Here is a 19,797-nt window from a genome sequence, read left to right as displayed (position 1 = left end):
GGAAAGGGATCAGCGGCGGGCCAGCCCGGCCTCGCGGAGCGACTGGCCGGCGGTGACGAAGAGCTCGCGCGCCCGCCGTTCGAATTCCGCGCCGTCGATCGGCTCGGGGAGCATGCCCATGCGATCCAGTGCGGCGTGGTAGGCGGGCGAGCGCGCGACTTGGAGGAAGGTCTCGCCGAGCAGCCGCGCCCGGTCCTCCGGAATGCCGGCGGGGCCAACGAGGCCCGCGGTCGCCTGGACCACCACGTCGAAGCCGAGCTCACGGAAGGTCGGAACCTCGGGCTGCTCGGGCCAGCGCTCGGCGGAGCCAGATGCCAGAAGCCGGGCGCGGCCGGACTGCACGGCAGGCAGGATCTCGGGCGGCGCCTGCAGCACGAAGTCGACATGGCCGCCGAGTGCAGCCGTCACGGCCTCGGCGCCCGATGGGAATGGCACGAACTGGAAGCGCGCGCCGGACAGGCGTGCCAGCGCGAAGGCGCCCAGATTGTTGGGCGCCCCGGTCGCGCTGAAGGTCGTCCGCCGAGTCTTGGCGTGCTGGATGAGGTCCGCAAGGCTGCGGAACGGGCTGTCCGCACGCACCGCAAGCCCGTAGCGATAGCCCGCGAAGGCGGCCAGGTAGGTGAAGCTGTCGCGGTTGTACGGGACTTCCAGCAGATGCGGCACGACGGAAATGCTGGTGAGCCCGGCAACGCCGATCGTGTAGCCATCCGGCCGCGCCGAGGCGACGGTCTGCGGGCCTACGGTCCCCTGCCCGCCCGGCCGGTTCACCACCTGGATGGGCACGCCGAGGACCTTCTCGGCCTCCGCGGTCAGAGCGCGCACGGCGATGTCCGTCGAGCCACCTGCCGCGTACTGGACATAGGCCACGATCTCGCGCTCGGGGAACTGCGCGGCCCGCGCGGCGGGTGCGGCCACGGCGAGGCCGCCGCCCGCGGCCATCAGTTTGCGTCGACTGAGCATGTCATCCTCCCTCGGAAGCGGCCGGTTTTCCGGTCCGCATTGGTCTTCTAGGAACCTCCGTCCTGCACGACCGCCGGCCGCTTGCGCAGCACGAGGCCGCTCAGCAGCACCAGCGCCGCGACGATGAGGAAGCCGAGCGCGATCGGGTGGCCCACGACCTCCGTCAGATCGCCATCGGAGATCAGCAGCGCCTGGCGCAGGGACCGCTCCAGCGTGGGCCCGAGCACATAGGCCAGCACCAGCGGCCCGAGATCGAAGCCGGCGCGACGCAACAGGAACCCCACGATGCCGAAGACGGCTGCGAGCAGCACGTCGAAGTGGTTGAGCCCCGTGCTCCAGGTCCCGATGACGCAGACGAGCAGGATCGTCGTCGCCATGTAGCGCCGCGGCACCTCGAGCGCCTTCACGAAGAAGCCGACAAAAGGCAGGTTCAGGATCAGCAGGATCAGGTTGCCGAGATACATCGAGGCGATGACGCCCCAGTAGAGCTCCGGCTGCCGCTCCAGGATCATCGGCCCGGGCTGCACGCCGTGCACCAGCAGCGCACCGAGCAGCAGCGCCGTCACGGCATTGGACGGAATGCCGAGGGTGAGCAGCGGGATGAAGGCGCCGGCCGTGCCGGAATTGTTGGCGGCCTCCGGCCCCGCCACGCCCTCGATGGCGCCCTTGCCGAACTCGTCGGGATATTTGGTGATCCGCTTCTCCACGGCATAGGAGAGGAAGGAGGCCAGCACCGCGCCGCCGCCAGGCAGCAGGCCGACGAAGAAGCCCAGGACGGAACCGCGCGCGATCGGCCCTGCACTGCGCTGCCATTCCCGCTTGTTCGGCATGAAGCCCAGGACGCGCGAGGGCGCACGGATGATCTCCGGCTTCTTGTCGCCACCCAGTGCCAGGAAGAGCAGCTCCGACAGCCCGAAGAGGCCCAGCGCCAGCGGCGCGATGTTGATCCCGTCCACCAGCGCCGGCAGGCCGAAGGTGAAGCGTGGCGTACCCGTGATCGGGTCCAGCCCGACCGAGCCGAGGAACAGGCCCACCAGGGCCATAAGCCCCGCCTTCGCCACGCCCGACGCGGCGAAGAAGGCGATGAGCGACAGGCCGGCCAGCATCAGCGCCGCGTATTCCCAAGGCCCGAAGGCGATGACGATCTCGGCGAGCGGCGGCGAGAGTAGCATCACGCCCAGCACGCCGAAGGTGCCCGCGATGAAGCTGCCGATCGCGGCGATGCCGAGCGCCGCGCCGGCGCGGCCCTTCTGGGCCATGGCATAGCCGTCGATGCAGGTGACGACGGACGACGCCTCGCCCGGGATCCGCATCAGCACCGAGGTGATGGTGCCGCCATAGGCGACACCGTAGTAGATGCCGGCGAGCAGGATGATAGCGCCCGTTGGGTCGAGCTTGAGGCTGATCGGCAGCAGCAGCGCGATGGTCGTCGCCGGGCCCAGGCCCGGCAGCACGCCGACCAGCGTCCCCAGCACAGCGCCGAGAAGGCACAGGCTGAGGTTCTGGAAGGTCATCAGAACCGAAAAACCCTGGAGAAGGCCGTCCATCATAGCAGCGCCCTCCCTCAACCGAGCCGCAGCAGCCCGAGGGAGGCGAGGACGCGCTCCATCGGGCCGGTCGGGAAGGGAACGCCGAGCGCCGTGCCGAAGAGCAGCACGATCGAGGCGACCAGAAGCAGGGCCCAGAGCAAGGCCTCGCCCCAGCTCCTGTTCTCGCCGAAGCGGCCGACGAGCAGCGTGGCGACGAAGCCGGTGATGGTGAAGCCCGCATAAGGCAAGGCGATGGCGACGCCCAGCATGGCCGCGCCATAGGCCAGGAAGCAGCGCGAGCGCAGCGGCGATTCCGTACCGCCCTCCAACTCGCCATCCCCCGGCGCCGCGATCACGCCGAGCGCCGCGATGCCGATGAGCGCCGCGAGGATCTGCGGCACCAGGCCCGGCCCCGGGCCGTCGAACTGCGACCAGGCCTGGAGGCGCGAGGCCTCCCAACCCGCCAGGGCCGCGAAGATCAGCCCGGCGATGCCGACGGCGCGGACATGGGCTCTCATGTCCGTCGCGCCAGCCCGGCTTCGCGAAGTTGCTCGCCGTATCGCGTGAAGCCCGTGCGGATCGCGGCCTCGAAATCCTGCGCGGAGAGGATGGCGGGCACCATGCCGAAGCGGCCCAGCGCCTCTTCCACCACCGGCGCGGCCGCGGCGCGGCGAATGGCCTCGCCGATCGTGGCCAGGCGCTCGGGCGGGACACCCTTCGGGGCCACGAAGCCGAGCAGGCTTTCGATCACGACATCGAAACCGGACTCGCGCAGCGTCGGCACGTCCGGGAACTCCTTCCAGCGCGCAGGGCTGGCGGAAGCCAGCATCCGCAGGCGCCCGGACTGGATGGCGGGGATCATCTCGGGCGGTGTCTGCGACGTCGCCTCGACATGGCCGCCGATCGCTGCCGTCACCGCCTCCGCGCCCGACTGGAAGGGCACGAAGCCGAAGCGCGTGCCGACCTTCCGGTTCAGCTCGAAAAGGCCAAGGTTGTTGGGCGGGCCGGTCGCGCTGAAGGTGATGCGCCGTGCCTTCGCCGCGTTGATCAGATCCTGGATGGTGCCGTAGGGGCTATCGGCCCGAACGCCGATTCCATAGAGGAAACGCGCCGTCCCAGGCAGGTAGGAAAAGCTGTCGAGATTGTAGCCGACCTCCAGCATATGCGGCGCGATGGCGAGGCCGGACATGGCCGCGCTGCCGATCGTGTGGCCGTCCGGCCGCGACTGCGCGACCTGCTGCGGCGCCGCCGTGCCCTGCCCGCCCGTGCGATTCACGATCTGCATCGGCACGTTGAGGATCTTCTCCGCCTCGGCGCAGATGGCGCGAACGGACACATCCGTGGAACCGCCGGCGCCGAAGGGAACCAGCACCTGGATCTCGCGATCGGGCCAACGCGGTTGCGCCAGGGCTGGTGCCGCCAGCAAGGATGGGGCGAGGATCAGGCCTCTGCGCTTCATCGCGATCTCCATGTCAGCGCCGCGCCAGTCCGGCGGCGCGCAGATGCGGTCCGAACTCCGCGAAGGCCGCGCGCTGCATGCGCTCGAAATCGGCGGAAGGAACCGGCGCGGGGATCATGCCGAAGCGGCTCAGCGTATCCGCCACCGCCCGCACCTGCGCGGCGCGCAGGAAAGCGCCGGACAGCACCTCGAGCCGGTCCCCCGGAATGTCCTTCGGGCCGACCAGGCCCAGCACGCTGTCGACCGCGAGGTCGATGCCCTGCTCGCGCAGGGTCGGGACGTCGGGGAATTCCTTCCAGCGCACATCGCTGGCCGACGCGAGGAGGCGCAGCCGGCCGGATTGCAGCGCCGGGAGCATCTCCGGCGGGTTCTGCACGACGAAGTCCACATGCTTGCCGAGGGCCGCCGTGACAGCTTCCGCGCCGCCCGGGAAGGGCACGAAGCCGAACCGGGTGCGGAGCTTCGCATTCAGCTCGAACATGCCGATGTTCTGCGGCGCTCCCGCGGCAGCGAAGGTCAGCCGCCGCTGCTTCCCGGCCTCGATCAGCTGCCGGGCATCCTGGAAAGGGCTGTCCGCCGGCACGGCGATTCCGTAGAGGTAGCGGGCATAGCCGGTCAGATAGCTGAAGCTGTCCAGCGTGTAGGGCACCTCCAGCACGTGGGGCATGATGGCGAGCGCCGCCATGCCCGCCGTGGCGAGCGTGTGCCCATCGGCACGCGAGGTCGCGGCCTGCGCGGGCGCGCTCGTGCCCTGCCCGCCCGTGCGGTTCACGATCTGGATCGGGACGTTGAGGATCTTCTCGGCCTCCGCCGCGACGGCACGTGTGCAGACATCGGTCGAGCCGCCGGCCCCGTAGGCGACGAGGATGGTGATCTCACGGTCCGGCCATGCGGCGCGCGCGAGGGAAGGCGCCATCAGCACGCCTCCGCCGGCCATGATCAGGTGCCTTCTGTTCATTGTTTCCTCCGCGATTTCTATTGGGAGTCAGGGCATGAAGCTGCCGCCCCCGACATCGATGGTGGTCCCGTTGAGATAGCTGGCGGCGTCGGAAGCCAGGAATGCGGCGACCTCCCCGACATCGAGCGGCGTGCCCACGCGCCCGACCGGCACGTTGGCCAGGAAGGCCTCGTTGGCGCCCGACGCGGCGCCCATCGCCATGGGGGTCTCGATGCGGCCCGGCGCGATGCTGTTCACGGTGATGCCGTAGGGGCCGAGCTCGCCCGCCAGGCTGCGGGCGAAGCCCATCAGCCCCGTCTTGGACGCCGCGTAATGCGCGCCCGCGATCATGCTCTTGGTCCGCGCGGCCTGGCTCGTGATCATCACGATGCGCCCCCAGCCGCGGGCGCGCAGCGGAACGATGCAGGCCTGGCTCACCAGGAAGGCGCCCGTCAGGTTCACCTCCAGCACGCGCCGCCATTCCGCAATCGGCATCTCCGCGACGGGCCGGCGCCGCCCCTCGTGCTTGGGCGAGATTCCCGCATTGTTGACGACGACGCCGAGGCGCGCCCAGTCCGCGCCCACCATCTCGGGCAGCCGCGCGACTTCGGTCTCGTCCGACACATCGAGATGCAGGCCGCGTGCGTCATGACCAGCCGCGCGCAGAGCAGCCGCGGTCGCCTCCACCTCCGGCAGCACATCCGTCAGAAGCACGGGATGTCCCGCCTCGGCGAGGCGGCGGGCGATGCCCTCTCCGATGCCGCGGGCGGCCCCAGTGACCAGCGCGATGCGATCCCGGTTGCTCATGGCCGCAGCATCACCTTGCTGGCCGCGCGCTGCCGCGCGAGCTCGAATCCCTCGATCCCACGCTCCAGCGGCAGGCGGTGCGTGATCATGGGCCGGAAGCCCTCCGGATCGCGAGCGAGCAGACGCAGTACGCGATCCCAGGTGGAACGCGAGCCGCCATGCGATGCACGAAGCTGGTGCCGCATCCGCACGAAATCCGTGATCGGAATGCTCAGCGGTTCCGCATGGATGCCGGCGGCCACGATAACGCCGCCCTTGCGCAGGACGGAGAGGCCATCGTTGATCGAGGACGGGAACCCCGTCGCCTCCAGCACGACGTCGATGGGCGAACCGCCCGTCAGGCGCATCACTTGTTCCGCCAGCGGCGCCTCGGCCACATCGATGAGGTCGCTGAAGCCGAGCGCGCGCAGCACCTCGAAGCGTGGCTCGTCGCCACGGCCCGCAACCAGGACGCGCGCCGCACCCGCCGCACGCGCCATAAGCGCGATCCCCTGGCCGATGGTGCCCGGCCCCAGCACCAGCACGACGTCGCCGAGCCCGACGCCGCCGGTGATCACGGCCTCGCAGGCGACCACCAGCGGCTCGGCGAGAGCGCCGACCTCGGTGTCCACGCCATCGGGCAGCGCGACGCAGTTGGCGGCGGGCAAGCGGACATGGCTCGCGAAGCCGCCATCGACCGTGAGGCCGATGGTGTCGCGCCGGGTGCAGTTGCGCGCATCGCCGCGTCGGCAGCTCGGGCAGGCGCCACAGGCGATGCCGGGCATGGCGGCCACTCGCTCGCCCGGCTTCCACGGCGTGCCGGGCCCGGCCGCGGCGATGCGCCCGGCGAATTCATGCCCCATGGTCACCGGCAGCCGGCGGGCCATGAAGTCGTAGCCATCGGTCCACTCATAGGCGTGGACGTCGCTGCCGCAGATCCCGGCGTTCTCGACGCGCATCACCACCTCGCCGGGGGCCGGATCGAGCGAGGGCGCGGGGCCGTCATCCAGCTGCAACCCAGGACTTGGCGCGGTCTTCCGGAGCGCCTGCATGCTAGTAGGGCTCGTCGAAATGGCCGGCGTAGTAGTTGATCGGAGGCCGCGCTTCCGGGTCGGAGAGCACGTCGATCAGCATGGGCCGCTTCTCGGCGAAGGCCGCGTCCAGCGCGGGCCCGACCTCGGCCGCTTCGCTCACGCTCCGGCTCGCCACGCGGCAGGCCTGCGCGACCAGGGTGTGGTCCACATCGGCGAAATCCACGCCATTCGTGTGCTCGCCGAACTTCACCAGCTCGGCGTGCTTCTGATAGCCGAGGATGCTGTTGTTCAGGACGATCACCGTTACCGGCAGATTCATCCGGCGGAGCATCTCGAGCTCCGACCAGGAATGGCCGAAGCCGCCGTCGCCGACCAGGCAGACCACGCGCCGGTCCGGCGCCGCCACCTGCGCGCCGATGGCCAGCGGCAGACCCCACCCCAGCCCCGCGATGCCCCGCGGCGTCAGGAAGCGCTGGCCCGCGCGGCGCGCCGTCAGATACTGGCCCACCCACATGGAGGAATAGCTGGCGTCGCCCACCACGATGGCGTCGCCGTCGATGCGCCGATCGAGCTCGGCCATGATCCGCTCGGGGCGGACTAGGCGGCCCTCGCGGGACAGGACGTCGCCCAGGCGCCGCTTCCAGTCCGCGACGCCCTCGGCGATCCGCGCCTCGATCCCGGCGCGCGCGGCCTGCCGCTTGCCGAGATCCCGCCTCGCCATCGCCGCGCCAAGCGCTTCGAGCGTGAGCCTCGCATCGCCCAGCAGGCGAAGCGCCTCGTAGTTGCGGCCGATTTCCAGCGGATCGGGGTCGATATGGATGAAGCGCGTGCCGGGCTTGAACATCGACCAATTGTCGGTGCCGTTTGCATTGGTTCGCGCGCCCACCAGCAGGACGACGTCAGCCCCCTCCACCATGTCGCGCATGCGGTGCGTCCGCGCACCCGGCGCCATGACATAGCCCACGATGCCGAGGGTGAGCGGGTGCTGCTCATCGACGGCGCCCTTGCCCATGACGGTGGTGCCCACGGGCAGATGCGCGCCCTCCTGCAGCGCCGCCAATGCCGCGCTGGCATCCGAGGAGTGGATGCCGCCGCCCGCCACGATGAGCGGCCGCTCGGCCCGCGCCAGGAGATCGGCCGCCTTCTCGATGAGGTCCAGGCCCGGCACGGGCCGGTCCAGCGGATAGGTGCCGAGGGAAGCGGCGCGCGGGCTCGGCTTCGCCGCGCTCTCGGTCAGCAGATCGGCCGGGAGGAGAAGCACGGCCGGGCCCGGGCGGCCTGACGCGGCGGCGACGAAGGCCATGTCGACGTAGTCCTCGAGGCGATCCGCCCGGTCGATGCGCCGCACCCACTTCGCCACCGCATCGAACATGCGGATGTGGTCGAGCTCCTGGAAGGCATTGCGGTCGACTTGATCGCGGTTCACCTCCTGCACCAGGGCCACGACGGGGATCGACGCCTTGTAGGCCTCGGCCAGCGGCGCGACGAGGAGCGCGGCAGCGGGCCCGTTCTGCGCGGTCACGACGCCGACGCGGCCGCTGATGCGCGCATACCCGTCGGCCATGATGCCGCCCATGTTCTCGGTCCGGTACATCGCCTGCCGGATGCCGGCGGCGGGTGCCGCGAGATGAAAGGCGGAGGGGAGGCTCTGGCCGAAGGCCACGGTGACGCCATGCCGGGCGAAGGCCTCGGCCAGCCGCATGGCGACCGTGGCGTTGCGGACGACAGCCTGCGGCGTCGATGCATCGGGCATCCGGACTTCCTCCATCGCCCCGTCGCGCAGGGCTTATTTTATGTGTGATATATCAGCGGTGCTCGCGGGCCGGTGTCAACCCACGCCGGCGGATCATTCGGCGAAGCGTGGCAACGCGGCGGGCCCGCCCCAGATTTCCCGCCATCCGAAACGGAGGTAATCCTCGAAGGACGCCAACGCGGCGCGTTCATCCGCTGCCGGGATCCGTGCCCGGCCGACACAAGGAACTGGCACTTGGCTGACATCACGCAAGACGCGATCCAGCAGGGCGTCGACAGCTTCATGGCGACCTTCGGCCGCCTGCCGCCGAACTTCGCCCTGATGGCGGAGCATGCCCCCGGCCTCTTCGCGGGCTACGGGCTGATGCGGTCCTTCGTCATGCGGGACCAGGCGGAAGGCGGCGCGCTCGATCTCAAGACAAAGGAACTGATCTTCGCGCTGCTGGATGCGCTCGTGGGGCAGACGACGGGTGCCAAGAACCATGCGGCGGCGGCGATGCGGCTCGGCCTGACGCTGCCGGAACTGGCGGAGGGCCTCGCGCAAGTGATGATGGTGGGCGGCATCACGACCTGGAACCTGACGGGCGCGGAGGTGATGCGCCACTGCGCCGAGATCTCGAAGGCGGATCAGGCCTAGGCGCGCGGCACCCCCCCCTTCCGCCGGCGCGCCGGGCGCGACTAGTCTCGCCCCTCACGGCGGCAGCCGAAGGGATCCGGGGAAGCGAAGATGGCGCTTGAACGCATGGTGCTCGAAATCGGCATGGGCACCGATATCCGCGGCACGGACTACACCAAGGCCGCCGTTCGCGCGCTGCGCGACGCGCTCTGGCACAACTCCCTCACCATCGGCGCGGCCGTCGGCCAGCCCGTGGACGCCATGCAGGTCGAGGTGATGATCGGCGTCCCGAAGCCGGAGCAGGTCGACAAGGACCAGGTCCTCGCCATCCTGCCGCACGGGACGGGCACGGTGACCCTCGTCGAGGGCGGGCTGGAAATCCCCAACGACGAGGGCACGGCGACCACGGTCATGGCCAATTGCTGCGCCATCGTGCGGCTCGATATCTGAGGTCCGGGACATGGCATTGAAGCGCATCATCCTGGAGATGGGTACCGGCAACGACCTGCACGGTGGCGACTACACCAAGGCGGCCCTGCGCGCGGTGCAGGATGCCCTGCACCATTCGTCGCTCTCCTTCGTCCGGACGCTGGGCCTCGACATCAGGACCATGCAGGTCGAGGTCACGATCGGGGTGCAGCGTCCCGATCAGGTCGATATCGAGGCGGTGCGGAAATCCCTGCCGTACGGCGTCGTCACGGCCAGGGCCGTGAAGGGCGGCCTCGACGTGCCGGCCGAAGGCAAGCACGACATGGCGGTCATCGCCTCCGCCGCGATCGCGGTGCGCTTCGACCTGCCCTGACCGGCACCTCGCGCCCGATCTCCGGGCGGCTCAATCCTCGTAGATCATCTTCCGCGTCATGCCGCCGTCGATGACGAACTCGGCGCCCGTGACGAAGCCGCTTTCGGGGCCGAGCAGCCAGGCGATGAGGGCGGCGGTGTCTTCGGGCCTGCCCACGCGCCCCGCCGGATGCTGGGCATGATCCTCGGGCCGCAGCTTCTCGGCATGGGTGTCGATCCAGCCGGGGCTGACGGCATTCACGCGGATCGCGGGGCCGAGGCTGATGGCCAGCGCATGGGTCAGCGCCACCAGCCCGCCCTTGCTCGCCGCATAGCTCTCCGTATCCGGCTCAGACTGGTGGGCACGCGTGGAGGCCACCGTCACCACGCTGCCCCCTGCCTTTCGCAACAGCTCCTCGGCCGCCCTCACCAGCAGGAAAGTGCTCGTGAGATTGGTCGCCAGAACCGATGACCATTCGGCGAGGCTCAGTTCGCCGATCGGCTTGCGGATCATGAAGCCCGCGTTGCAAACCAATCCGTCGAGCCGGCCCTCCGTCTCGCGAATTCCCGCGACCAGGGACGCGACGGCGGCCTCGTCGGAGACATCCGCCCGCACGTAGCGCGCGGCGAGGGGCGGCGCTTCGGCGGCCCGGTCCGCGATGACGACATGACAGCCGTCGCGCAGCAGACGCTCCGCGGCGGCGAGGCCGATGCCATGGGCCGCGCCCGTGATCAGCACCACGCGTTGTTCCGGCATATCGCTCCTGACCGGCCGGGGCCGTTTCCCGAGGACTCGAAGTATCGCCCCACGCGCCAACATGGGTCGAGAAGATGTGTTATCGGCGATGAACTGAGAGAGGACACCATGGAAACACAGCAGCTCCATCGCGGGCGCCTGATCGACCACATTCAGCTCGTGGTCGAGGATCTGCCGGCCAACCGTCGCTTCTACGAAGCGATCTGGAAAGTGCTGGGCATTCCCGTCGGCGGGAGCGGTCCGGACTATTTCTGGGCCGACGAGATCTTCATCTCCTCGGTCGACAGCGCGGCAGCGCTGGGACGGCCGACCGGCCGCCATCACCTGGCCTTCCAGGCTCAGGACCGCGCCATGGTCGAGGCCTTCTACAAGGCAGCCCTGGAAAATGGCGGGACAGACAACGGCGCGCCGGGCGAACGTCCCTATCACCCCGGCTACTTCGCGGCCTTCGTGCTCGACCCGCAGGGCAACAATATCGAGGCGGTTTTCCACGGTCCGGCCAAGCGCTCGGCACCGAGCGTGGTGATCGATTTCTAGCTTCGGCAGAGGGTCGGGAACGCCGGAGTATCACGCAGAAATCTCTTGAAGTTTCATGAGGCCATCGGGACGATGCGCCGCCGGATCGGCCCCGGTGCCCTTCCGGCACGTCCTGGATCCAGACGCGGCGCCCATGGACTTGGGCGTGATCCAGCGCGCGCGTGGGGATCGAGGCACGACGGCAAACTTTCCCCGCCGCGGATCGCGGCTCCTTCAGGAGGCCTCTTATGCAAGGCAGTTTCGTCACGACCACCGATGGGGTTTCGATCTTCTACAAGGATTGGGGCCCGAAGGACGCCCAGCCGATCATGTTCCATCACGGCTGGCCGCTCTCGTCCGACGACTGGGACGGCCAGATGCTGTTCTTCCTGCAGCAGGGCTATCGCGTGATCGCGCATGACCGCCGTGGCCATGGGCGCTCGTCCCAGGTGGGTTCGGGCCACGATATGGACCACTACGCGGCGGATGCCTCGGCGGTCGCGGAGAAGCTCGACCTGCGGAACGCCGTTCATATCGGCCATTCCACCGGCGGCGGCGAGGTGGCGCGCTATGTCGCGAAACATGGGCAGCCGAACGGGCGCGTGGCGAAGGCCGTGCTCGTCAGCGCCGTGCCGCCGCTGATGGTTAAGACCCAGAGCAATCCGGGCGGCCTGCCCATCGAGGTGTTCGACGGCTTCCGCGCGGCGCTGGCGGCCAACCGCGCGCAGTTCTTCCTCGATGTGCCGTCGGGCCCGTTCTATGGCTTCAACCGCCCGGGCGCCACGCCCTCGCAGGGCGTGATCGAGAACTGGTGGCGCCAGGGCATGATGGGCGGCACCAATGCCCATTACGACGGCATCAAGGCCTTCTCGGAAACCGACCAGACCGAGGACCTGAAGGCCATCACCGTGCCGACGCTGGTGCTGCATGGCGATGACGATCAGATCGTGCCGATCGACGCCGCCGCTCGCCTCTCGATCAAGCTGCTGAAGAACGGCACGCTGAAGGTCTATCCCGGCTACTCGCACGGGATGCTGACGCTCAATCCCGATGTGCTGAACCCCGACCTTCTGGCCTTCGTCAAGGGCTGACGTCCCGGTCGCGGCGGCCGCCTCGGCTTCAGAGCGAGGCGCCGCCGCAGATCACGATCTGCTGGCCCGTGATGGCGCCGCCGTGCGGGCCCAGCAGAAAGGCGACGAGACCGGCGACCTCGGCCGGATCGATCAGGCGGCCGATGGGGGGCAGCTTGGGCCGGTTCCCGGCGCGGGCCGGGTCGCGCAGCATCGGCGTGTCGGTGGCGGCCGGCGCGACCACGTTCACCGTGATCTGCCGCGAGGTGAGCTCCGCCGCCCAGGAGCGCGCCATCCCCACCAAGGCCGCCTTTCCCGCCGCATATTGGCTGCGCCCCGCCGCGCCCCCGGCCGCCCGGCTGCCCAGCAGCACGATCCGCCCGCCCTGCGGCATGCGGGGCGCGAGACGATCGGCCAGGCGGAAGGCGGCATCCACATGCAGGCGCCAAAGCGTCTCCGTCACCTCCGGCTGCAATGTGCCCAGCGGTGCCGCGCGCATCAGCCCCGCCGCATGCACCAGCGCAAAAGGCGCGAGGCCTTCCAACGCCGCCTCCGTGGCCGCGCCGTCCAACAAATCCACCGCGCGGTGTTCGTAGCCTTCGGGCACGGCCGCCGGGGTGGTCCGGCCCAGGCCGGTCACGCGCCACCCCTGCCCGAGCAGATGCGCCGCGATGGCGGCACCGATGCCGGAGGTCGCCCCGGTCACCACGGCGTGAAGCTGTTCGGTCATGACGTCTCCTCCGCCGCATTTGACAGGCGGCATCTCCACCGACTACCAAAGCATCACCAGGCGGACAAGTGTTCGCATTCCGAACAAGAGGCAGAAGGGTGGACGGGGAAGCAGCAACGGGGCGGGGCGACCGCGCGGCGGAGAATCCGAAGAACCAGGTGCAGTCGGTGGCCAAGGCCTTCGCGGTGCTGCACGCCTTCGGCAGCGGCGGCAGCGAGCTGACGGTCGCCGAGGTCGCGCGGCTCGCCGGGCTCGACCGCGGCACCGCCTTCCGCCTGATCCATACGCTGCTCGGCCTCGGCTATCTGCGCCCGTCCGCGGATGGGCGCCGCTTCGGCCTGGCGCTCAAATGCCTGGAGCTGGGCCATGCCGCCCTTTCGGCTCACAACCTCGCCGACCACGCCGCGCCGCTGCTGCGCGATCTGGTGCCCGAATGCGCCGATGCGGGCTCGCTCGGCATGCTGGAGGGCGGCGAGGTCATCTACCTCGCGCGCGTCGATACGGGGCTGGACCGCCACGGCGTCGTCCGCCGCCCCGGCACGCGCATCGGCGCCTATGCCACCGCCCTCGGCCAATCCATCCTCGCCTGGCTGCCTCGGGAGCGGCAGGTGGAGGAGCTGGAGCGTATCCCGCGCGTGAAGCTCTCCGAGCGGACCCTGACCGGGCTCGACGAGCTGCTCGCGCGGCTCGCGGTGGTCCGCGCCCGTGGCTTCGCGCTTTCGGATGGGGAGAACGCCTATGGGCTCTGCACCGTCGCCGCGCCGGTATTGGGGGTGGACGGGCTGCCGCTGGCCGGCGTCAGCCTGACCATCGGCGGCAACCGCCTGCCCGCCGCGGAATTCGCGGCCGTGGCCGGACCGCAGGCGCAGGCCCTCGCCGCCGAGCTCTCGCGGGCGGTCCGGCTCTCGCGCGGCGCCATCGGGCTGGGTGCCGCGCCCAGATGATCAGGGAAGGAAACGCCACCATGGATGGCATCATCGAGAAGCCGGCCGGGCTCGCACCCGCGCCCGGGGATTCCGCGCGGATGGAGTGCTTCATCCCCACGCCCTGCGTGCAGAACCATGCGGGCTTCATCGCCCCCCTGCCCGGGGGCGATCTCGGCTGCGTCTGGTTCGGCGGAACGCAGGAAGGCATCCCCGACATCTCCATCTACTTCTCGCGCCTTGCCTCCGGCGCCACGCGCTGGACGGAGGCGGAGAAGCTTTCCGACGACCCCACGCGCTCCGAGCAGAACCCGCTGCTCTTCCCCGCGCCCGACGGCGCGCTCTGGGTGCTCTGGACGGCGCAGCGCGGGGGCAACCAGGACACGGCGCTGGTGCGGCGGCGGGTCTCGCGCGATGGCGGCCGGAGCTGGGGCCCGATCGAGACGCTGATCGACGAGAAGCCCGGCTTCGGAACCTTCATCCGCAGCCGCATCGTCGTGAACGCCGAGGGCGAGTGGCTGCTGCCCATCTGGCGATGCGCCAAGCCGCCTGCCGGCGCCTGGACGGGCGACCTCGATACCTCCTCCGTCCTGATCTCGCGCGACCAGGGCGCGAGCTGGGAGGAGAGCCCCGTGCCGGAGAGCACGGGCTGCTGCCACATGTCCATCGTGCCGCAGCGCGACGGCACCATGCTCGCCTTCTACCGCAGCCGCTGGGCGGACCATGTCTATCGCAGCGTCTCGACCGATGGCGGCCGCCACTGGAGCGCGCCGCAGCCCACGGTGCTGCCCAACAACAACAGCTCCGTCATGGCGCTGACGCTCGACAGCGGCGCCGTCGCGCTCTGCTACAACGAGAGCAGCGCGGCGGATGCGACCGGGCGCCGCGCCTCGCTCTACGACGATATCGGCGGCGAGGAGGAACCGGCGGAAGCGCCCGCCACCGGCCGCGCGGCCTTCTGGGGCGCGCCCCGCGCGCCGCTGACCCTCGCGATCTCGGAGGATGGCGGGCTGACCTGGCCCCATCGCCGCAACCTCGAGACCGGCGACGGCTACTGCATGACGAACAACTCGAAGGACAGGCTGAACCGCGAGTTCTCCTACCCCTCGCTGTGCCAGACCCCGGACGGCGCGATCCATCTCGCCTACACCTACTGGCGGCAGGCCATCAAATACGTGCGCGTGGACGAGGCGTGGATCCGGGCATGAGCGCGCCCCTCCATCCGCGAGGCGTCTTCTGCGCGGCGCTCACGCCCGTCGATGCCGACCTGATGCCCGACCACGCGCGCTTCGTCGCGCATGGCCAGAGGCTGCTCGCCGAAGGCTGCGACGGCATCGCCATGCTCGGCACCACGGGCGAGGCGAACAGCTTCTCCTCCGATGAGCGGAAGGCGCTGCTGGAAGCCGCGATCGCGGGCGGCATCGCGGCGCATCGCCTGCTGCCCGGCACCGGCGTGAACGCGCTTACGGAGACCGTGGCGCTGACGAGGCACGCTCTCTCCTGCGGCGTGACCACGGTCGTGATGCTGCCGCCCTCCTACTACAAGGGCGTGACCGACGAGGGGCTCTTCGCAAGCTATGCCCGCATCGTGGAGCGCGTGGGCGATGCACGCCTGCGCGTGGTGCTCTACCACATCCCGCAGATGTCGGCGGTGCCCCTGCCCTTCCCCGTGATCGCGCGGCTGCGCGAGACCTTCCCGGGCGTCTTCACCGGCATCAAGGATTCCGCGGGCGACTTCGCGCATATGCAGGCGCTGGTGAAGGAGTTCCCCGGCCTCTCGGTGCTGGCGGGCGCCGACCCGCTGATGCTGCCCCTGCTGCGCGAGGGCGGCGCGGGCTGCATCACCGCGACCTCCAACCTCGTCGCGGCCGATCTCGCCTTCATCTTCCGCCATCACGCCGACGCCGCGCGCGCCGCCGAGGTGGAGGCCGCGCAGGCCCGCGTCGTGGCCGCGCGCAACAGGGCATCCCGCTTCGCGCAGATGGCCTCGCTGAAGGTCATGCTCGGCGCCAAAACCGGCGATGAGGGCTGGCGCCGCATGCGCCCGCCCCTGGTTCCATTGACGGCGGAGGAAACCGCCGCGCTGCTGAACGGGTGAGGGAGACGTGACATGAACCGACGCCATGTGATCGCCGCTGGGCTGGGGCTGCTCGCGTCGCCCGCCCTGCTGCATGCGCAGGAGGCCTGGCCGGCACCCGGCCGCACGCTCCGCGTCATCTGCCCCTGGCCGCCGGGCGCGGCGAATGACGCGCTCGCCCGGCTCACGGCGCAGAGGCTCAGCGAGAAGCTGGGCGCGCAGGCGGTGGTGGAGAACCGCACGGGTGGCGCGGGGCTGATCGGCACGAATGCCGTGCTGCAGGCGCCGGCGGACGGCTACACGCTGCTCGCCTCAGCCTTCAACACCGCCGTCATGCCGCTGGTGCTGCGCAACGCCAATTTCGACCCGCAGCGCGACCTGGAAGTCATGGCCCGCACGGCCCAGGCGCCGCTCGTCATGGTCATCGCGGGCAACCGGCCGGAGCGCACGCTGCAGGAGGTGATCGCCTCCGCGCGCGCCAGGCCGCGCGAGTGGAGCATCGCGGTGTCGTCGCTGGGCGCGGCGAGCCACCTGGCCACGATCGAGTTCAACCGGCGCACCGGCGTGAACTTCGACATGGTGACCTATCGCGGCACGCAGCCCGCGCTGACGGACCTGATGGGCGGCAACGTGCCGCTGCTGATCGACAACAGCTTCGCCCTGCTGCCCGCGGCCGCCGACGGGCGCGTCCGCGTCCTCGGCATCGCGACCCGCGAGCGCTCGGCGCTTGCGCCCCAGGTGCCGACCATGGCCGAGGCCGGGCTGCCCGGCTTCGAGTTCCAGTCCTGGTATGGCGTCTGGGCGCCCAAGGGCACGCCGGCCGCGATCTGCGAGCGTGTGAATGCGCTGATGCAGGAGACGATGCGCGACCCGGCCATCGTCCAGCGCCTCACCTCCCAGGTGCTGGAGCCGGTGACCGAGAGCATCGCAGAGACGCGCCGCTTCATCGCGGCCGAGATCACGCGGGCGTCGGAGTTGCTCCGCAGCGTGAACTACCAGCCCGAGTAACGTGCCGTTAGGCGTCCAGGCTCCAGCGGCCGCGCTCGACGGTCGAGAAGAAGCTCTGCACCTCGCGGTTGAAGGCGGCCGGTTCCTCCAGGTTGATGGCGTGGCCGGTGCGCGGCTGCATCCAAAGCCCGCAATTCGGTAAGGTGCGCTTGAGGAAGATGTTGGGCTCGATACAGGGCCCGTCCTCGTCGCCGAGGGCGAGCAGCGTCGGCACCATCATCGTCTTCAGCTCGACCTCCCAGGCATAGACCGGGTCGCGCGCGCCCTGGTACCAGCGCTGCGTGAGCGCGGAGCCGAGGGGCGAATGCTCGCGCAGATGCGCCACGAAGTCGTTCCAGCCGCGCGGATCCTTCTTCTGGAGCTGGATCCGCGTGGGGCTGAGCCCGGCTTCCAGCGCGAGATCCTGCCAGCCCTGCTTCATGATCTGCTCCGCGCGCTCGGCCGAGGCGGCGCGCCAGGCGTCGAGCTCCGCGAGGTTGGAGCCCGAACCCACCCCCGCCACCACCAGCGCCGAGGCCATCTGCGGATAGCGGATGCCGAAGAGCAGGGTCGCGAAGGCCCCCATCGAGAGCCCGACGATATGCGCCTTCGGGATTCCCAGATGCCGCATCACCGCCGCGATATCGGCCGCCGCGAAATCCTGGCCGTAGAGCCTCGGATCCTCCGGCACGTCGGAGGGGGTGTAGCCGCGCGCATCGAAGGTGATGCAGCGATATTCGCGGGAGAAGAAGCGCACCTGCTGCTCCCACTCGCGGTGGTCGGCGCCGTATTCGTGCACGAAGACGATGGGGTAGCCCTTCCCCGTCTCCTCATAGTGCAGGCGGGCACCTTCGGCCTGGGCGTAGGGTATGGCGCTTCCTCCCGTCAGATCACGTGGCGCTCGCGCAGCGAGGCGATGCGCGCCTCATCGTAGCCGAGCTCCTTCAGGATCGCCCCGCTATCCTCGCCCTTGTCGCGCGCAGCGGTGCGGATCTGGCTTGGCGTACGGGAGAGAGTGACGGGCTGGCCCACGATGCGGATATCGCCCACGACCGGGTGCTTCACGGGCTTGGCGATGCCGAGGTGCTGCACCTGCTCGTCCGCGAAGACCTCCTCGATATTGTTGATCGGGCCGGAGGGGACGCCGGCCGCGTTCAGCAGCTTGATCCATTCCGCCGTCGTCTTGGTCGCCAGCACCTCGCCGATCTCGCGGTTGAGCGCCACGCGGTTGGCCGAGCGAAGTGGCCCCGTCGCATAATCGGGATTGTCGAGGATATGCTGCGCGCCCGTCGCCTCGCAGAAACGGGTGAAGATGGCCTTGCCCGTGGCGGCGAGGTTCATCAACCCGTCCTTGGTCTTGAAGACGCCGGTCGGAATGCCCGTGGGATGGTCGTTGCCCGCCTGCTTCGGGACCTCCTGCGAGACGAGCCAGCGCGCGGCCTGGAAGTCGAGCATGGAGATCTGCGCCTCCAGCAGCGAGGACTGTACCCATTGCCCCTTGCCGCTCTCCTCGCGCTCCAGCAGCGCGATCAGGATGCCCATGGCGCAGAAGATGCCGGCCGTGAGGTCCGCCACCGGAATGCCGACGCGCACCGGCCCCTGGCCCGGAAGGCCGGTGATGGACATGAGCCCGCCCATGCCCTGCGCGATCTGGTCGAAGCCCGGCCGCCGCGCATAGGGGCCATCCTGCCCGAAGCCGGAGATGGAGCCGTAGACCAGGCGCGGATTGATGGCGCTCAGCGCCTCGTAGTCGATGCCCAGGCGCTTCTTCACGTCGGGGCGGAAGTTCTCCACCACCACATCCGCGTCGGCCACGAGCTTCTTCAGGATCTCGATCCCCTCGGCCGACTTGAGGTCGAGCGTCAGGCTGCGCTTGTTGCGGTGCAGGTTCTGGAAGTCCGGCCCATGCCGCGCGCCGCCGAAGCCGCCATCGGAGCCCTCCATTCCCTCCGGCGCCTCGATCTGGATGACATCGGCGCCCCAGTCGGCGAGCTGGCGCACGCAGGTGGGGCCGGAACGCACGCGGGTGAGATCGATCACCTTGAACCGGGACAACGGGCCGTTGCTCATGACGTATTCCTCCAGGACCTTTCGATGAGAGTGGCAGCGGCCCGCCAGATTGCCAACAATTTTATTCTGGCGCCGATGCAATCGCCCGGGATATACGGATTTTAGTCGAGAAATTGCGGAGGAAGCCCAACTGGAATTGTCGGCAAAGAAGGCGGAGTCCGATGGACAGGCGCTCTCCCGTTCGGTCGAGGACGCGCTGGAGGAGATGATTGCCCGTGGCGAGCTCGGCCCCGGCCAGCACATCAACGAGCTGGCGCTGGCCCGCCGCCTCGGCGTCAGCCGCGGCCCCGTGCGCGAGGCCGCGCGCGCGCTGGAGCGCATGGGCCTCGTCACCGTCATCCTCAACCGCGGCGCCTTCGTGCGCGAGCTGCCGATCGACGAGGCGCTGGCGATCTACGAGCTCACCTCGCTCTTGAACGGCTTCGCCGCCGCGCGCCTCGCCGCCGCGATCACCGCTGCCCAGGCGCAGGAGCTGCAGACCTTCGTGACGGAGATGGACGAGGCGGCGCGCGAGGGCCGGCACGACGCGTTCTTCGATCTCAACGTGCGCTTCCACAAGCGCCAGTTCGCCTTCGCGGGCAATGCGCCGATCGAGGCCGTCTACCTCGCGCACACGCGCAAGCTGCTGCTGCTGCGCCGCCGATCCTTCGACGAATCGCCGCACATGCTCCAGGCCAATGCGGAGCATCGCGGCATGCTGGACGCGATCCTCGCCGGCGACGCCGAGCAGGCGCGCCAGCTCGCCGAACAACACGGCCGCTCCGGCCGCGCGCGCTTCCTGCGCGCCATCGCCTATCGAGAAACCTGAAGGAAA

Annotated in this window: 22 protein-coding genes; 10 read left to right on the top strand and 12 right to left on the bottom strand. The window is 69.9% G+C overall.

What is annotated here, in order from left to right; genetic code table 11:
• Window positions 1–9: 9 nt before the first annotated feature.
• From WJM96_RS04905 to WJM96_RS04870, 8 genes are read right to left on the bottom strand one after another with little or no spacing between them, the layout of a single operon-like run.
• Entirely contained in the window at window positions 10–960 is a 951-nt protein-coding gene (locus tag WJM96_RS04905; protein WP_424811305.1) for a tripartite tricarboxylate transporter substrate binding protein, read from the bottom strand.
• Window positions 961–1,007: 47 nt separating this feature from the next.
• A complete protein-coding gene (locus tag WJM96_RS04900; protein WP_424811304.1) occupies window positions 1,008–2,474 on the bottom strand; it encodes a tripartite tricarboxylate transporter permease in 1,467 nt (488 codons plus the stop codon).
• Between the two features lie 50 nt (window positions 2,475–2,524).
• Window positions 2,525–3,007, bottom strand: a complete 483-nt coding sequence (locus WJM96_RS04895) for a tripartite tricarboxylate transporter TctB family protein (protein ID WP_424811303.1) — start codon at window positions 3,005–3,007, stop codon at window positions 2,525–2,527.
• The gene (locus WJM96_RS04890) at window positions 3,004–3,948 is read right to left on the bottom strand and encodes a Bug family tripartite tricarboxylate transporter substrate binding protein (protein WP_424811302.1); all 945 of its coding nucleotides are present in this window, start codon (window positions 3,946–3,948) and stop codon (window positions 3,004–3,006) included. Before WJM96_RS04890 ends, WJM96_RS04895 begins: the two co-directional genes overlap by 4 nt.
• Before the next feature lie 13 nt (window positions 3,949–3,961).
• Entirely contained in the window at window positions 3,962–4,906 is a 945-nt protein-coding gene (locus WJM96_RS04885) for a Bug family tripartite tricarboxylate transporter substrate binding protein (protein ID WP_424811301.1), read from the bottom strand.
• 27 nt (window positions 4,907–4,933) lie between these two features.
• Window positions 4,934–5,692, bottom strand: a complete 759-nt coding sequence (locus WJM96_RS04880) for an SDR family oxidoreductase (RefSeq protein WP_424811300.1) — start codon at window positions 5,690–5,692, stop codon at window positions 4,934–4,936.
• Window positions 5,689–6,687, bottom strand: a complete 999-nt coding sequence (locus tag WJM96_RS04875; protein WP_424811299.1) for a zinc-dependent alcohol dehydrogenase — start codon at window positions 6,685–6,687, stop codon at window positions 5,689–5,691. Before WJM96_RS04875 ends, WJM96_RS04880 begins: the two co-directional genes overlap by 4 nt.
• Window positions 6,688–6,724: 37 nt before the next feature.
• Complete coding sequence (locus WJM96_RS04870; protein WP_424811298.1) at window positions 6,725–8,458, bottom strand: acetolactate synthase catalytic subunit; 1,734 nt, start codon at window positions 8,456–8,458, stop codon at window positions 6,725–6,727.
• A gap of 234 nt (window positions 8,459–8,692) precedes the next feature.
• On the opposite strand from WJM96_RS04870, the gene WJM96_RS04865 reads away from it, so the two are divergent.
• The 3 genes from WJM96_RS04865 to WJM96_RS04855 all read left to right on the top strand — a co-directional run bounded on the left by WJM96_RS04865 (window position 8,693) and on the right by WJM96_RS04855 (window position 9,875).
• Window positions 8,693–9,094 carry a carboxymuconolactone decarboxylase family protein gene (locus WJM96_RS04865; RefSeq protein WP_424811297.1) on the top strand — a complete coding sequence of 134 codons (402 nt, stop codon included), beginning with the start codon at window positions 8,693–8,695 and terminating at the stop codon, window positions 9,092–9,094.
• Window positions 9,095–9,184: 90 nt separating this feature from the next.
• The gene (locus WJM96_RS04860) at window positions 9,185–9,523 is read left to right on the top strand and encodes a Lin0512 family protein (RefSeq protein WP_424811296.1); all 339 of its coding nucleotides are present in this window, start codon (window positions 9,185–9,187) and stop codon (window positions 9,521–9,523) included.
• Window positions 9,524–9,539: 16 nt separating this feature from the next.
• Window positions 9,540–9,875, top strand: a complete 336-nt coding sequence (locus WJM96_RS04855) for a Lin0512 family protein (protein ID WP_424811295.1) — start codon at window positions 9,540–9,542, stop codon at window positions 9,873–9,875.
• A gap of 30 nt (window positions 9,876–9,905) precedes the next feature.
• Here the strand turns inward: WJM96_RS04855 and WJM96_RS04850 are convergent, their stop codons facing one another.
• Window positions 9,906–10,610 carry an SDR family oxidoreductase gene (locus WJM96_RS04850; RefSeq protein ID WP_424811294.1) on the bottom strand — a complete coding sequence of 235 codons (705 nt, stop codon included), beginning with the start codon at window positions 10,608–10,610 and terminating at the stop codon, window positions 9,906–9,908.
• 108 nt (window positions 10,611–10,718) lie between these two features.
• Here WJM96_RS04850 and WJM96_RS04845 point away from each other — a divergent pair, with 108 nt between their 5' ends.
• Together WJM96_RS04845 and WJM96_RS04840 are read left to right on the top strand one after the other, a co-directional pair.
• A complete protein-coding gene (locus tag WJM96_RS04845; RefSeq protein WP_424811293.1) occupies window positions 10,719–11,147 on the top strand; it encodes a VOC family protein in 429 nt (142 codons plus the stop codon).
• A gap of 227 nt (window positions 11,148–11,374) precedes the next feature.
• Window positions 11,375–12,217: an alpha/beta fold hydrolase gene (locus tag WJM96_RS04840; protein WP_424811292.1), complete on the top strand. Its 843-nt coding sequence runs from the start codon at window positions 11,375–11,377 to the stop codon at window positions 12,215–12,217.
• 28 nt (window positions 12,218–12,245) lie between these two features.
• Here the strand turns inward: WJM96_RS04840 and WJM96_RS04835 are convergent, their stop codons facing one another.
• Entirely contained in the window at window positions 12,246–12,926 is a 681-nt protein-coding gene (locus WJM96_RS04835) for an SDR family NAD(P)-dependent oxidoreductase (protein WP_424811291.1), read from the bottom strand.
• 98 nt (window positions 12,927–13,024) lie between these two features.
• Here WJM96_RS04835 and WJM96_RS04830 point away from each other — a divergent pair, with 98 nt between their 5' ends.
• Genes WJM96_RS04830 through WJM96_RS04815 form a run of 4 tightly spaced genes read left to right on the top strand, consistent with a single transcriptional unit; the run spans window position 13,025 to window position 16,934 of the window.
• Window positions 13,025–13,870, top strand: a complete 846-nt coding sequence (locus tag WJM96_RS04830) for an IclR family transcriptional regulator (protein ID WP_424811290.1) — start codon at window positions 13,025–13,027, stop codon at window positions 13,868–13,870.
• 20 nt (window positions 13,871–13,890) lie between these two features.
• Window positions 13,891–15,057, top strand: a complete 1,167-nt coding sequence (locus WJM96_RS04825) for a sialidase family protein (protein ID WP_424811289.1) — start codon at window positions 13,891–13,893, stop codon at window positions 15,055–15,057.
• A complete protein-coding gene (locus WJM96_RS04820) occupies window positions 15,054–15,947 on the top strand; it encodes a dihydrodipicolinate synthase family protein (RefSeq protein WP_424811288.1) in 894 nt (297 codons plus the stop codon). Before WJM96_RS04825 ends, WJM96_RS04820 begins: the two co-directional genes overlap by 4 nt.
• Before the next feature lie 12 nt (window positions 15,948–15,959).
• Window positions 15,960–16,934 carry a Bug family tripartite tricarboxylate transporter substrate binding protein gene (locus WJM96_RS04815; RefSeq protein ID WP_424811287.1) on the top strand — a complete coding sequence of 325 codons (975 nt, stop codon included), beginning with the start codon at window positions 15,960–15,962 and terminating at the stop codon, window positions 16,932–16,934.
• 7 nt (window positions 16,935–16,941) lie between these two features.
• On the opposite strand, the gene WJM96_RS04810 is transcribed toward WJM96_RS04815, so the two are convergent.
• The gene (locus tag WJM96_RS04810; protein WP_424811824.1) at window positions 16,942–17,754 is read right to left on the bottom strand and encodes an alpha/beta fold hydrolase; all 813 of its coding nucleotides are present in this window, start codon (window positions 17,752–17,754) and stop codon (window positions 16,942–16,944) included.
• A gap of 44 nt (window positions 17,755–17,798) precedes the next feature.
• On the bottom strand, window positions 17,799–18,983 hold the full coding sequence (locus WJM96_RS04805; protein ID WP_424811286.1) for a CaiB/BaiF CoA transferase family protein: 1,185 nt from the start codon (window positions 18,981–18,983) through the stop codon (window positions 17,799–17,801).
• Window positions 18,984–19,119: 136 nt separating this feature from the next.
• Between WJM96_RS04805 and WJM96_RS04800 the strand changes: the two genes are divergently transcribed.
• On the top strand, window positions 19,120–19,791 hold the full coding sequence (locus tag WJM96_RS04800) for a GntR family transcriptional regulator (RefSeq protein WP_424811285.1): 672 nt from the start codon (window positions 19,120–19,122) through the stop codon (window positions 19,789–19,791).
• The last annotated feature ends 6 nt before the right edge of the window (window positions 19,792–19,797 follow it).

The sequence above is a fragment of the Roseococcus sp. YIM B11640 genome (assembly GCF_049727625.1).
Lineage (GTDB): Bacteria > Pseudomonadota > Alphaproteobacteria > Acetobacterales > Acetobacteraceae > Roseococcus.
The sequence above is the reverse complement of the archived record's forward strand: the minus strand, read 5'-3'. Positions and strand labels throughout refer to the sequence as shown.